The sequence below is a fragment of the Pseudomonas putida genome (assembly GCF_001976065.1).
Taxonomy (GTDB): domain Bacteria; phylum Pseudomonadota; class Gammaproteobacteria; order Pseudomonadales; family Pseudomonadaceae; genus Aquipseudomonas; species Aquipseudomonas serbica.
In genome coordinates this window covers 48,682-61,424 of sequence record NZ_MNAH01000007.1, presented here as the reverse complement: position 1 = coordinate 61,424, position 12,743 = coordinate 48,682, and the positions used below count along the sequence as shown (strand labels likewise).

12 protein-coding genes are annotated in these 12,743 nt (G+C 60.7%); 2 read left to right on the top strand and 10 right to left on the bottom strand.

The window, feature by feature from the left end; genetic code table 11:
- Window positions 1–113: 113 nt before the first annotated feature.
- The 6 genes from BKX96_RS22260 to minC all read right to left on the bottom strand — a co-directional run bounded on the left by BKX96_RS22260 (window position 114) and on the right by minC (window position 5,468).
- Window positions 114–1,403, bottom strand: coding sequence for a M18 family aminopeptidase (locus BKX96_RS22260; RefSeq protein ID WP_046817960.1), 1,290 nt, complete (start codon window positions 1,401–1,403; stop codon window positions 114–116).
- 87 nt (window positions 1,404–1,490) lie between these two features.
- Window positions 1,491–2,582, bottom strand: coding sequence for a hypothetical protein (locus tag BKX96_RS22255; RefSeq protein WP_077185491.1), 1,092 nt, complete (start codon window positions 2,580–2,582; stop codon window positions 1,491–1,493).
- 143 nt (window positions 2,583–2,725) lie between these two features.
- Entirely contained in the window at window positions 2,726–3,361 is a 636-nt protein-coding gene (locus BKX96_RS22250; protein WP_020800410.1) for an RluA family pseudouridine synthase, read from the bottom strand.
- Between the two features lie 98 nt (window positions 3,362–3,459).
- Window positions 3,460–3,714, bottom strand: coding sequence for a cell division topological specificity factor MinE (gene minE / locus BKX96_RS22245; RefSeq protein ID WP_007974947.1), 255 nt, complete (start codon window positions 3,712–3,714; stop codon window positions 3,460–3,462).
- 3 nt (window positions 3,715–3,717) lie between these two features.
- A complete protein-coding gene (minD, locus tag BKX96_RS22240) occupies window positions 3,718–4,530 on the bottom strand; it encodes a septum site-determining protein MinD (RefSeq protein WP_046817963.1) in 813 nt (270 codons plus the stop codon).
- 200 nt (window positions 4,531–4,730) lie between these two features.
- Window positions 4,731–5,468 (bottom strand): septum site-determining protein MinC, encoded by a 738-nt coding sequence (minC, locus tag BKX96_RS22235; RefSeq protein ID WP_046818010.1) that lies wholly within the window; start codon window positions 5,466–5,468, stop codon window positions 4,731–4,733.
- A 118-nt stretch (window positions 5,469–5,586) separates the two neighbouring features.
- Here minC and BKX96_RS22230 point away from each other — a divergent pair, with 118 nt between their 5' ends.
- Together BKX96_RS22230 and BKX96_RS22225 are read left to right on the top strand one after the other, a co-directional pair.
- The gene (locus BKX96_RS22230) at window positions 5,587–6,519 is read left to right on the top strand and encodes a lipid A biosynthesis lauroyl acyltransferase (RefSeq protein ID WP_046817964.1); all 933 of its coding nucleotides are present in this window, start codon (window positions 5,587–5,589) and stop codon (window positions 6,517–6,519) included.
- Between the two features lie 35 nt (window positions 6,520–6,554).
- Window positions 6,555–7,727 carry a patatin-like phospholipase family protein gene (locus tag BKX96_RS22225; protein WP_077185490.1) on the top strand — a complete coding sequence of 391 codons (1,173 nt, stop codon included), beginning with the start codon at window positions 6,555–6,557 and terminating at the stop codon, window positions 7,725–7,727.
- A gap of 82 nt (window positions 7,728–7,809) precedes the next feature.
- Here BKX96_RS22225 and BKX96_RS22220 read toward each other — a convergent pair whose 3' ends face one another.
- From BKX96_RS22220 to BKX96_RS22205, 4 genes are all read right to left on the bottom strand, one after another.
- A complete protein-coding gene (locus tag BKX96_RS22220) occupies window positions 7,810–8,595 on the bottom strand; it encodes an outer membrane protein OmpK (protein ID WP_046817966.1) in 786 nt (261 codons plus the stop codon).
- 374 nt (window positions 8,596–8,969) lie between these two features.
- Entirely contained in the window at window positions 8,970–9,755 is a 786-nt protein-coding gene (locus BKX96_RS22215; protein WP_046817967.1) for an outer membrane protein OmpK, read from the bottom strand.
- 160 nt (window positions 9,756–9,915) lie between these two features.
- On the bottom strand, window positions 9,916–11,274 hold the full coding sequence (locus tag BKX96_RS22210) for a nucleobase:cation symporter-2 family protein (protein ID WP_046817968.1): 1,359 nt from the start codon (window positions 11,272–11,274) through the stop codon (window positions 9,916–9,918).
- 138 nt (window positions 11,275–11,412) lie between these two features.
- Window positions 11,413–12,717: a urate hydroxylase PuuD gene (locus BKX96_RS22205; RefSeq protein WP_077185489.1), complete on the bottom strand. Its 1,305-nt coding sequence runs from the start codon at window positions 12,715–12,717 to the stop codon at window positions 11,413–11,415.
- Window positions 12,718–12,743 lie beyond the last annotated feature (26 nt).

The following is a 12,743-nucleotide window of genomic DNA, read 5'->3' as shown; positions in this document are numbered from 1 at the left end:
TAGGTGGCTTTTGAGTAAAACCTTGTAGGCGCTGCGGTGCGGCGATCCGACTTGCCAGCGAAAGCGGTGTGATTGACACACCGCGTCGCCTGGTTTGCCGGCAACCGAGAGTATTACGGTAATTCGCGGCAGGCGTAAAACGCGCTGAGTACCTTCACCAGGTGCGCCAGGTCATGGCTGCCGCACAGTTCACGGATCGAATGCATGGCGAAGGTCGGCAGGCCGATGTCCACGGTGCGCACGCCCAGGTGGCTGGCGGTGATCGGCCCGATGGTCGAGCCGCAACCCATGTCGCTACGCACCACGAAGCTCTGGACCGGTACTTCTTCGGCCATGCACAGGTGGCGGAAGAACCCGGCGGTTTCGCTGTTGGTGGCGTAGCGCTGGTTGCTGTTGACCTTGATCACGGGGCCGGCGTTGAGTTTCGGGCCGTGATTGGCGTCGTGCTTGTCGGCGTAGTTGGGGTGCACGCCGTGGGCGTTGTCCGCCGAGACCAGCAGGGATTTCTGGATGGTGCGCACGAACTCGTCACCTTCCGGCAGCAGGCGGCGCAACGTCTGTTCCAGCATCGGGCCGTCGGCGCCACAGGCCGAGCAGGAGCCGACTTCCTCGTGGTCATTGCACACCAATACGCAGGTTTCGTCGGTGTCGGTGGTCAGCAACGCTTGCAGGCCGGCGTAACAGGACAGCAGGTTGTCCAGGCGCGCACCGGCGATGAAGTCCCCATGCAGACCAATGACGGCGGCGCTTTGGGTGTCATAGAAGCTCAGTTCGTAATCCAGCACGACATCGGCGTTCAGGCCGTGTTCGCGGGCCAACTGGTCGGTGAGCACCGCACGGAAGTCCACGCGCTCGTCACCGGCGAATTGCGCAAGTACGGGTGGCAGCTCGGTCTGGGCATTGATGGCCCAGCCCATGTTGGCTTCACGATTAAGGTGAATGGCCAGGTTGGGAATGATCGCGATCGGCGCCTTGAAGTCGATCAACTGGCTTTCGACCTTGCCGTCACGTCGGAAGGTGACGCGGCCGGCGAGGGACAGGTCGCGGTCGAACCAGGGGGCCAGCAGGGCGCCGCCATAGACTTCGACGCCCAATTGCCAGAAACCCTGGCGCTGCAATTCTGGCTGAGGCTTTACCCGCAGGCACGGGCTGTCGGTATGGGCGCCAACCAGGCGAATGCCACCGTGCAGCGGCGAGTGCCGGCCCATCTTGATCGCGACGATCGAGGAGTCGTTACGGGTAACGTAGTAGCGACCGTTGGCTTCGGTGTTCCACGGCTCGCGTTCGTCCAGGCGTTGGAACCCGGCCGCTTCCAGTCGCTGAACAAGGCTGGCGGTGGCGTGGAACGGGGTAGGGGAGGCCTTGAGAAAATCAATCAGGCCTTGGTTCAACTCTTCGCGCATAAGTAGCTCCAGACAGCAATGGCGCCAGTTTAACGTATTGGCCCGGCGCATTGGGCAAGAGCTTTCAGCGCAGGGCTTGCCAGGCGGTCAATCGGCCATCCGCTCGCGCAGATAAGCGATAATGGTTTGCTCGTCCGAGGATTTCGCCGGCCGGGGCAGGTGTTTTGGCCAGCGACCCTTGTCCGTGCCGAAGAACCTTTTCTGTTTGTCTTCTTCCCAGCGCAGGATTTCCCGGGAGGCGGACTCCCACCACTCATGGCGGCACACTTCGTAATACGGATGATCCGGCGCCGCGCTGCCATACAGCAAGTCGCGACCGACCTTTTTCACGCTCTTGTGCTTGTTGCGCAGTTTCCACTTGATGCGCAGGCGCTGCCACGGCGAAGGCACGGGTTTGCAGCGTGGGACTTCGGTGCACAGGGTCGGCAGCTCGGGGCGGAACGGCTCGCCATGACGGCTGAAAAAATGCTTCTGCATGGCGTGGAAGAAGCGTTTTTCAGCGAAGTAGTGATAAACGAACTTCTTCGCTTGCTGGACGGGCTGGTTGCGCATCGCGAACGACAGGGCGATCTGCTCGATGGTGTGGATGTCGAATGAGCCCTGGGTCCATTCATCGATCAGGCGGATCGACTCTTCGAGCAGGGGCGTATCGCCGTCGGTGACACCGCACAGGCCGCTGTTATACAGCTTGAAACTGTTGTTGGACGAGATGCCGTGGGCTTGCAGGCAACGCCCGAGCTTGACGTAGTCCGGGCGTTCACAGACGTAGCTCCAGTCGTACTCGAAGCGGTCCATGACATAGCGCCCGGGACCGATCTTTTCGAAGACGCGATGGGGTGATTCGAGAAACAGCGTATCGGTGTCGACGAACAGGGTCTTGTGCGCAAGCTTCAGCCCCTGGGCGATGGCGCAGGCCTTGCGTCGGTGGTGATAGCCGTTTTCGCCCTGCCATTGGGTCAGGGTCTGCTCGCTCAGGGCGATGGTGTCGACCGGCCAGCCAGCATAATCCTGGGGGCGATCGGTCATGACCCTGATACACAGCGACTCACCCCGTTTGAGCTGTGCCAGGGCGGTGAGCATGCTGAACTTGGCTTCGCGCCGGTAAACATCCTGGTTGCCATAAATGAGGTAGAGCAACTGATGCGGTGTTTTTTCCAGGGGGGGCAGCGCTTCGCGCATAGGTAGCTCCAGGCGACAGAGGCGCAAGTTTACCGTATTGGCCTGGGGCAATGCAGGTGCACGGCTGTTTGACATGTTGTAACAAGAAATGAAGAGCGCCCTTGAGTGCAAGGGCGTTTTCTAGGGCTTGCGCGGTCACTGGCTCAAAAAGGTGCAGGGCACTCGAAGCGCAGTCGCTCACCGCTTTGTGGGTGCGTGAAGCTGAGCATGCTGGCATGCAGGCAGAGTCGTGGCCAGGCGGCCAGGGCTTGCTCATGGGCGTAGAGTCCGTCGCCCAGCAGTGGGTGACCGATCGACAGCATGTGCACGCGCAATTGGTGCGAGCGTCCGGTGATCGGCGTGAGTTCGACGCGGCACCAGTCGCCACAGCGCTCCAGTACACGCCAGAAGGTCAGGGCGTGTTTGCCGAATTCATGGTCCACCACGTGGCGCGGCTTGGTTGGCGGGTCGTAGCGCAGCGGCAGGTCGATGCTGCCACTGTCGAGCTCGGGCTGGCCCCAGCACAGGGCGGTGTAGGCTTTTTCCGTTTCGCGGTCGTGAAACTGTCGGGACAGTTCGCGGTGCGTGTCGGGATCCCGGGCCAGCAGGATGATGCCGGATGTTTCCCAATCCAGGCGATGGACGATTCGCGCTTCCGGGTAACCGTTTTCCTGCAGGCGGGTGATCAGGCAGTCCTTGTTATCGTCGGCCCGACCGGGCACGGAGAGCAACAGGGTGGGTTTGTTGACCACCAGGACAGCGGCGTCCTCATGGATGATGTGGATATTGGACAGCGGCATAAAACAGCCTCGTAACAAACGCCAACGGCGACTCAGAACCCTCGGTCCCTAGTAAAGGAGCGAGGGTTCTGAGCCGCCGTGGCTCCAGCCGGATCGACTCAGCGATCTGGCAGGGTGATATTGAGTTCCAGAATCGAGCAGCTGCCCTGGCTTTCCAGTGCGACGTGCACATCATCGGACCCGATATTGACGTACTTGCGAATCACCTCGACCAATTCCTTCTGCAAGGCTGGCAGGTAGTCCGGGGTACTGCGTTGGCCGCGTTCGTGCGCCACGATGATCTGTAGACGCTCTTTCGCTACCGACGCGGTGCTTTGCTTTTTGTTGGCACGAAAGAAGTCAAAAAGGTTCATTGTTTAATTGCCTCCAAACAGGCGCTCGAAGAATCCCTTCTTCTGTACATCGAGGAAACGATGTTCCACGGTTTTGCCCAGCAGGCGGTCGACGGTGTCGCTGTAGGCCTGCCCGGCATCGCTCTGGTCGTCGAGAATCACCGGAACGCCCTGGTTGGATGCCTTGAGCACCGCCTGGGATTCAGGGATCACGCCGAGCAGGGTCACCGAGAGGATTTCCTTGACGTCTTCGACGCCGAGCATTTCGCCCTTGCTCACGCGCTCTGGATGGTAACGGGTAATCAGCAGGTGTTCCTTGATCGGGTCTTCGCCGCGTTCGGCGCGGCGCGACTTGCTGGCCAGCAGGCCGAGCATGCGGTCGGAGTCACGTACCGAGGACACTTCCGGGTTGGTCACGACGATCGCTTCGTCAGCGAAGTACATGGCCAGGTGAGCGCCTTTTTCGATACCCGCCGGGGAGTCGCAGACCACGAACTCAAAGTCTTCCTTGAGTTGCATCAGGACTTTTTCCACGCCTTCGACCGTCAGCGCGTCTTTGTCGCGGGTCTGGCTGGCCGCCAGCACGTAGAGGTTTTCCAGGCGCTTGTCTTTGATCAGGGCCTGCTGCAGGTTGGCTTCGCCGTTGACCACGTTGACGAAGTCATATACCACGCGGCGCTCGCAACCCATGATCAGGTCGAGGTTACGCAAACCGACGTCGAAGTCGACGATGACTGTTTTGTGACCGCGCAGAGCGAGGCCGGTACCGATAGCGGCGCTGGTGGTGGTCTTACCCACACCACCCTTGCCGGATGTAACCACGAGAATCTTGGCCAAGGTGTTTCACCCCTAAGGAAAAAGGACTTTTAGCCCCTGAAAAACATCTCTTGAAAACTACAGCAGTTGGACAGCCTTGGCTGGAATGTGGCCGCAGACGGCATTTACCCCCGGTAAACACTGTCTGTAGCCTGTTTCCTACTTCGTTTGAGCCGTTTTCGCTACGTTTTAGAGATGCTTGGAAAATGCGGCAGTATCCGTTAAAGCCGAATGATGTTCAACACGTCGCCTGACAGGCTGACCTGGACGCCCGAGCCCCACAACGGGTCGCGGCGCAGATCTTCGGAAACCTTGTAATGACCGGCGATGGAGATCAGTTCAGCGCTCATTTGCTGGCAGAAAATCCGTGCCTTGGTATCGCCTTTGACGCCCGCCAGCACACGACCGCGCATCGGGCCGTATACATGGATGTTCCCATCGGCGAGAAGTTCCGCCCCCGGGCTTACCGAGGAGATCACAACCAGATCGCTGCCCTGGGCATAGATCTGCTGGCCACCACGTACTGGCGAGGTGATGATTTTCGTTGGCTTGATCGTCGGTTCCGCTGGTTTTTCCGGCTTTTTCGCAACGACCCCTTCGTTCAGGTCCAGCGCTCGCTCACGGGCACCGGACGGCGGCAGCACCGGCAGGTCGACCGCGATGGCGGCCGCGATGTCTTCGATACGGCTGGCGCGGATAGCCAGGGTACGCAGGCCGTGCTGGCGGCAAACGCGCATCAGGCCGGGCAGATCGACTGCGCCACCGTTGGCCGGGAGTTTGTCCAGGGCCAGTACCAGCGGCGCGTTGCTGAAGAAATTCGGCGCCTGGGCGACCTTGGCAGCCAGTTGCCGATCGAGGCTTTCAAGGTCATTACGGGCCAGTTCCAGCACCGTTATGGCGAGCATGCTGCCCTTCAGCTGGAACACGGGATCTTGGTCTAGCGGTTCGGTTTGGCTCATGTTCGGCATACAACGACTTGTCACTAAAAGTGCCCAGACTTATAACGAGAACGCCCGCAAGCCGCAAGCCGGGTCGAACGATGTAGAATGCGCGGCCATCGTCTTTTCGGAACCATTAATGGATCGCCCGCGTTTTCGAACAACTTTTCTGATGCCACGTTTCTGGCCGCTCTGGTGCGGCCTGGGGCTGTTATGGCTGATTGTCCAGCTGCCGTATCCGGCGTTGCTGTGGATCGGTCGGGTCCTGGGTGCCGTGATGTATCGAGCGGCGGCCGACCGGCGGCGCATTGCCAAGCGCAATCTCGAGCTGTGCTTCCCGGAAAAATCCGCGGCCGAGCGCAAGCGACTGCTCAAGGAAAACTTCGCTTCCACCGGAATCGCCTTCTTTGAAATGGCCATGAGCTGGTGGTGGTCGCGCGAACGGCTGGCGAAACTGGCCCATGTCGAGGGTCTGGAGCACCTGAAGAATGCCCAGCGTGACGGCAAGGGCGTGATCCTGATGGCTGTCCACTTCACCACGCTGGAAATTGGTGCCGCGCTGCTCGGCCAGCAGCACACCATCGACGGTATGTACCGCGAACACAAGAACCCGTTGTTCGACTATGTACAGCGTCGCGGGCGGGAGCGGCACAACCTCGATTCCCTGGCGATCGAGCGCGAGGACGTGCGCGGCATGCTCAAGTTGCTGCGGGCCGGCCGGGCGATCTGGTATGCACCGGACCAGGATTATGGCGCCAAGCAAAGCATTTTCGTGCCGTTGTTCGGCATCCAGGCCGCCACCGTCACCGCCACCAGCAAATTCGCCAGGCTGGGCAAGGCGCTGGTGGTGCCGTTCACCCAGGAGCGCCTCGCGGACGGCAGTGGTTATCGCCTGGTGATCCACGCGCCGCTCGAAGGCTTTCCCGGTGAAACCGAGGAAGCCGACTGCTTGCGCATCAACCAGTGGATCGAAGGCGTGTTGCGTGACTGTCCAGAGCAATACCTCTGGGCCCATCGCCGCTTCAAGAGCCGCCCGCCCGGTGAGCCGAAGCTGTACGCAAAACGCGGCTGAACGGCCGATCCCGACATGCACCATGGAGCGTTGCGATGAGTCCTGCTGAACCGGTCACAGGGTTGATTCTTTCCGGCGGCGGGGCTCGGGCAGCGTATCAGGTGGGCGTGCTGGCGGCGATTGCCGAGTTGCTGCCCTTGGGCGCGGACAATCCTTTTCCGGTGATTGTGGGCACGTCCGCCGGGGCGATCAATGCGGTCAGCCTGGCCAGCGGGGCAATGGATTTTCGCGCGGCCATCGAGCGCCTGACGGCGTTCTGGCAGGGCTTTCGCAGTCACCTGGTGTTGCGCAGCGACTGGCCGGGGGTGATCAGCCAGGCCACCCGGTTCGTCAGTCACAGCTTGCTGGGCCTCGGCGCGCAGGTGCCGGTGGCGTTGCTCGACAGCTCGCCGTTGCGCGGGTTGCTCGATGACAAACTACAGATGAGCGGCATCGCCGACGCCATCGCCCAAAGGCAGTTGCACGCGGTCGCCGTCACCGCCTTCGGTTATGAGTCCGGCCAGGCGGTCACCTTCTATCAGAGCGGCGGCACCATCGACGCCTGGTTGCGCCATCGCCGGATCGGCATTCCCACGCTATTGTCCGTTGACCATTTGCTCGCCAGCTCCGCCATTCCGCTGCTGTTCGCTCCGGTGAAAATCGGCGAGGAATATTTCGGCGATGGCGCGGTGCGCCAATCGGCGCCCATCAGCCCGGCGTTGCACCTGGGCGCCAGTCGAGTGCTGGTGGTGGGTGTCAGTGGCAACCCGCGCGGCATCGATCCCGAGCAGCCGCTGCAGCGCGCCTATTCCGGGCAACAACCGACCCTGGCGCAGATTGGCGGGCACATGCTCAACAGTACGTTCATCGACAGCCTCGAAAGCGATATCGAGCTGTTGCAGCGCTTGAATCAGTTCAGTCACCTAATGCCCGATGGCACCCCGGTCCGAACGCTGGGCGTGGCACCGGTGGAAGTGCTGGTGATTTCACCGAGTCAACCGATCGACGAGATTGCCGCAAGGCACCGTCAGGAGCTGCCGGCGGCGCTGCGCCTGTTCTTGCGTGGACCGGGGGCGACCAAGACCAGCGGGGCAGGGGTGTTGAGTTATCTGCTGTTCGAGGCGGGGTATTGCAGCGAGTTGATCGATCTGGGGCGGCGGGATGCGTTGGCCAAGCGCGATGAGTTGTGCCGGTTTTTGGGGGTGGCGCAGCCGGTGGATCCGGCCTGAGATCGGAGGTGAAGCCATCGCGAGCAGGCTCGCTCCCACAGTTGATCGCGTGTGGGAGCGAGCCTGCTTGCGAAGTTTTAAATCAGAAGTGAACCTTGACCAGGAAGCTGGTCACGCTCTGATCCGTCTTGAAGCCCTGGCTGTCTTCGATACCGTACTTGTTTTTCCAGTAGTCATACTCGACACCGACGTACAGTTGCTTGGCACCCAGGTTCAGCGCCTTGCCCAGGTCGTACTTGACCTGCGGGTTGAAGTGCAGGTTGGCGTGGTATTCGCCTTTGTCGTTGACGTCGTTGTCGACTACCCAGTCCATGAAGCCGTCGATCAGCACGTCCGAGTCGCCCACCGGGATGGTGTAGGACCATGCCGGAGTGATCTGCCAGACATCGTCACCCGGGCGGTCGCCTTCGGTGTGACGGTTGTAGAAGTTCAGCTGGAAGTAGTCGAAGCCGGGGATGGCCAGGTCGAAGCCCGGACCAATCAGGTACGACTCGGTGTCGTCTTCGCCGAACTCGTAGGTCATGGCCAGCAGCACGTCCTTGATCGGGCCGAACTCCAGCTTCTGATCGAAGATCTTGTTGAACGACAGGCGCGGGCTGAATTCGCCGTAGTGAGTGTTTTCACCCGCGAAAGAGTCTTCCTTGCCGTTGTAGAAGATCTTGTCGATGAAGAAGAAGTTGTCGCCGTATTTCCAGCCGTCGGCGTGTTCGAAGGTCACGGTCTGCTGGATGCGCGGGTTGACCTGGAAGTCCTTGCCATACAGGTAGGTCAGGCTGTTGTTCTGCCATTGCAGCAAGTCGCCGGCCATGGCCTGACCCCCCGCCAGCAATGATCCCGCCAGCATCAGGCTAGTGCACGTACGTTTCATTCGGTTGCTCCCAAAAAGTAGTGGTTTCACGTTATTTTTTTAAGGTCGACGCTCTGGTGTGGCGTCTTTTCCGTAGCTGCAAAAAGTCATCCAATCGGTCAGCTTTAGTGCTGTAAGCAAGAGCTGCGCCAAGGCTTTCAGAAAACAAAAAAACTCCCGCTCGGCTGCTCAAAAACAGTCGATTGAGAGTGGTTTGGGGACGCCTTGGTACCGTCCAGAGCCGGGATAAGTTGGCTTTCTGGTCAGGAATTAAATCCGGGCTTTTTTTTAAAGCGGATTCAGGCGGCCGCGGAGAATACTGACTCCTTGGCCAGGTCTCAAGTGCCCCGCAACAGCGCACCGACGGCAGGTGTGGGGCACGGTTGCGGGTCATCTTAGAAATGCACCTTCACCAGCAGGCTGGTGGTGTTTTCATTGGTGTCGAGATTGCCGTTGTTTTCGATGCCGTACTTGTCTTTCCAGTAGCTGTATTCGACGCCGACGTACACCTGTTTTTCCCGCCAGCCAAGGGTTTTGCCCAAGTCGTACTTGATCTGCGGGTTGAAGTGCACGTTGGCGTGATAGGTGCCGTGGGAGTTCTGGTCGTTGTCCACCACCCAGTCCAGGTAGCCGTCGATCAGCACGCTCGAGTTGCCCAGTGGAACGGTGTAGGACCAGGCCGGGCTGACCTGCCAGACATCATCGCCGGGACGCGAGCCTTCTGTCTGGCGGTTATAGAAGTTCAAGGTGAAATAGTTGAAGCCTGGTATGGCAAGGTCGAAACCGGGGCCGATCAGGTAGGCCTCGGTGTCGTCTTCGCCGTTCTCGTAGGTCATGGCCAGCAGCACGTCCTTGATCGGGCCGAATTCGAAACGGCGGTCGAGGATCTTGCCCAGGGAGAGGCGCGGGCTGAACTCGCCGTAATAGGCGTGAACACCCTTGTTGCGGTCTTTCTCGCCGTTGTAGTAGGTGCTGTCGATGAACATGAAGTTGTCGCCGTACTTCCAGCGATCGGCGTGCTCGAAGGTTACCGTCTGCTGGATCGACGGGTTGACCGCGAAATCCTTGCCGTACAGGTAGCTCAGGCTGTTGGTTTGCCACAGCAGCAAATCGCCGGCCATGGCTTGAGTGGCGGCCAAAAGACCGCCTGCCAACAACAGGTTTGTCTGTGTACGAATCATCTGTTGCTCCCTCTTTTTCTTATTTTCAAGGCGCAGGAAACCCCTACCCCCTGTAGGAGCTGGCTTGCCAGCGAAGAGGCCAGCAGATCCAGAATCAATCTCGCCTGATACTCCGCTTTCGCCGGCAAACCGGCTCCTGCAGGGGGTGTGTGCTTCTGACTTAGTGGGTGTGGGCGTGGCAGTCGTTGATGGCCGCGCGTTCAGCGCCGCCAAGGATGTTGAACAGCAGGTTCAGCGTTAGCGCACTGAGCGTGGCCATCGCGATACCGCTGTGGGTGATCGGGCTCATCCACAGGGGCAGGTGGGCGAAAAACTCCGGACGCACCACCGGGATCAGGCCCATGCCGATGCTCACCGCCACCAGCAACTGATTGCGCCGGTCGCCGATGTCGGCTTCCTGCAGGATCTTGATCCCGGTGGCGGCGACCATGCCGAACATCGCAATCGCCGCGCCGCCCAGCACCGCCGGGGGAATCGAGGCCACGAGGAATGCGGCCTTGGGCAGCAGGCTCAGGACGATCAGCAAGCCACCGGCGACAATGGTCACCGAACGGCAGCGCACGCCGGTCATCTGCACCAGGCCGATGTTCTGCGCGAAGGAGGAGTGGGTGAAGGTGTTGAAGAAACCGGCGAAGAATGAAGCGCCGGCGTCACACAGCAGGCCACGGCGCAGCATTCGCGGGCAGACTTCCTGGCCGGTGATCTTGCCCAGGGCGAGGAACATGCCGGTGGATTCGACGAAAATGATCACCACCACCAGGCACATCGAGAGGATTGGCGCGAGCTCGAATTTCGGCATGCCGAAATGCAGCGGGGTGACGAACTGCAGCCATGGCGCCTGAGCCATGCCGCTGAGGTCAACCATGCCGAGCACGCCGCAGAGCACGTAGCCCAGGCACATGCCGATCAGCACCGAAATATTGACCCAGAAACCGCGCATGAAGCGATGCACCAGCAGGATGGTGCCCAGTACCAGCGCGGCGATGGTCAGGTAGATCGGCGAACCGAATTGAGCGGCAGCCGCGCCGCCGCCGGCCCAGTTCACGGCCACGGGGAACAGCGAAAGACCGATCGAGGTGATGACCGTGCCGGTCACCAGAGGGGGGAAGAAGCGCACGACCTTGGACATGAACGGCGCGATGAGCATGCCGAAGAACCCGGCGGCGATTGTCGCGCCGAAGATCCCCTGCAGGCCGATACCGGGCATGCCGGCCATGGCGACCATGCTGCCGACGGCGGCGAAACTGGCGCCCATCATCACCGGCATGCGAATGCCCATGGGGCCGATGCCGAGTGACTGGACGATGGTGGCGATGCCGGCGACCAGCAGGTCGGCATTGATCAGGAAGGCGATTTCTTCACGACTCAGGCCAGCGGCCTGTCCGATGATCAGCGGCACCGCGATGGCGCCACCGTACATCAGCAGAACATGTTGCAAACCGACCAGGATCAGTTGCAAGAGAGGCAAACGCTGAATGGCGGGTGCGTCGGGGATGCGTGCTTGGGAGAGCTCGGACATGCAACACCTCGGATCATTTTTATTCTTGTGATTTTGTGCATCAGGTGGACCGCGTCGCGGCCAATCGCTGGCAAGCCAGCTCCTACAGGTCATGCGAAACCCTGTAGGAGCTGGCTTGCCAGCGAAGCTTTTCAACGATTAATTGGTCGGAGCACCCTGAACAATCCAGGCGCCGATCAGGTCACGTTCCTGCTGGGTCATCTGGGTGATGTTGCCCAGTGGCATGATCTGGCTGGCGACGGCTTGAGCCTGGATCCGCGCGGCGTTCTGGCGGATCTGCTCGGGGGTGTCGAGCATCACGCCGGCCGGGGCTGCGCTGAACAGCGGGCTGGTCGGTTTGGACGAGTGGCAAACCGTGCAGCGTTCCTGAATCACGCTGTGGACCTTGTCGAAACCAGGACCGGCATTGGACGCTTGCGCCGGGGCGGCGGCAGGCGCTTGTGCAGGTTTGGCTTCGGCCGGTTTCAAGCCACCGCCCACTGCTGTTTCCGGCAGTGGCTGGTACTCGATCGCAGCAGGTGCCTTGGCCACTTCAGGGGCGCTGGACATCGGCTTCGGCCCGGACACGTAGGCCAGGCAAATCATGCCCACCGCTGCCACTGGCAGGGTCCAGGCAAACTTGTGGCTGTCGTGGCGGGTGTTGAAGTAGTGACGCACCAACACCGCCAGCACCGCGATCCCGGCCAGGATCAACCAGTTGTACTGGCTGCCATAGGTGCTCGGGAAGTGGTTGCTGATCATGATGAACAGCACCGGCAAGGTGAAGTAGTTGTTGTGACGCGAACGCAGCAGGCCTTTGGCCGGCAGCGCCGGATCCGGCGTGCGGTTCTCGGCAATCGCCGCCACCAGTGCGCGTTGCGCCGGCATGATGATGCGGAACACGTTGCCGACCATGATGGTGCCGATGATCGCGCCGACGTGCAGGTACGCACCACGACCGCTGAACACCTTGCTGAAGCCATAGGCCGCGCCGATGATCAGCACGAACAGGATGAAACCGAGCAGGGCAGGGCGCTTGCCCAGGGCCGAGTCGCAGAGGAAGGAGTAGACGAACCAGCCGATGAACAGCGAGCCGATACCGATGGCCACGCCTTCAGGGCCGCTCAGGGTGCTGCCCGGAGCCAGCAGGTAGAGCGTCGGATTGGAGTAGAACACCACGCACAGCAGCGCGATACCCGACAGCCAGGTGAAGTAGGCTTCCCATTTGAACCAGTGCAGGTTGTCCGGCATGGTCGGCGGAGCCAGTTTGTATTTTTCCAGGTGATAGATACCGCCGCCGTGGATCGCCCACAGATCACCGGCCAGACCGCTTTTCGGGTTGACCCGATTGAGGTTGTTTTCCAGCCAGACGAAGTAGAACGATGCGCCGATCCAGGCCACGCCGGTAATCATGTGAACCCAGCGCACGCTCAGGTTCAGCCATTCCAACAGATGTGCTTCCACAGTCTTTACCTCTCGCCTGTCACTCT

Excerpts from the sequence above, each read along its gene's own strand:
- BKX96_RS22260 (WP_046817960.1), bottom strand. The coding sequence starts at position 1,403 with ATGCGCGAAGAGTTGAACCAAGGCCTGATTGATTTTCTCAAGGCCTCC.
- BKX96_RS22255 (WP_077185491.1), bottom strand. The coding sequence starts at position 2,582 with ATGCGCGAAGCGCTGCCCCCCCTGGAAAAAACACCGCATCAGTTGCTC.
- BKX96_RS22250 (WP_020800410.1), bottom strand. The coding sequence starts at position 3,361 with ATGCCGCTGTCCAATATCCACATCATCCATGAGGACGCCGCTGTCCTG.
- minE (WP_007974947.1), bottom strand. The coding sequence starts at position 3,714 with ATGAACCTTTTTGACTTCTTTCGTGCCAACAAAAAGCAAAGCACCGCG.
- minC (WP_046818010.1), bottom strand. The coding sequence starts at position 5,468 with ATGAGCCAAACCGAACCGCTAGACCAAGATCCCGTGTTCCAGCTGAAG.
- BKX96_RS22230 (WP_046817964.1), top strand. The coding sequence starts at position 5,587 with ATGGATCGCCCGCGTTTTCGAACAACTTTTCTGATGCCACGTTTCTGG.
- BKX96_RS22225 (WP_077185490.1), top strand. The coding sequence starts at position 6,555 with ATGAGTCCTGCTGAACCGGTCACAGGGTTGATTCTTTCCGGCGGCGGG.
- BKX96_RS22220 (WP_046817966.1), bottom strand. The coding sequence starts at position 8,595 with ATGAAACGTACGTGCACTAGCCTGATGCTGGCGGGATCATTGCTGGCG.
- BKX96_RS22215 (WP_046817967.1), bottom strand. The coding sequence starts at position 9,755 with ATGATTCGTACACAGACAAACCTGTTGTTGGCAGGCGGTCTTTTGGCC.
- BKX96_RS22210 (WP_046817968.1), bottom strand. The coding sequence starts at position 11,274 with ATGTCCGAGCTCTCCCAAGCACGCATCCCCGACGCACCCGCCATTCAG.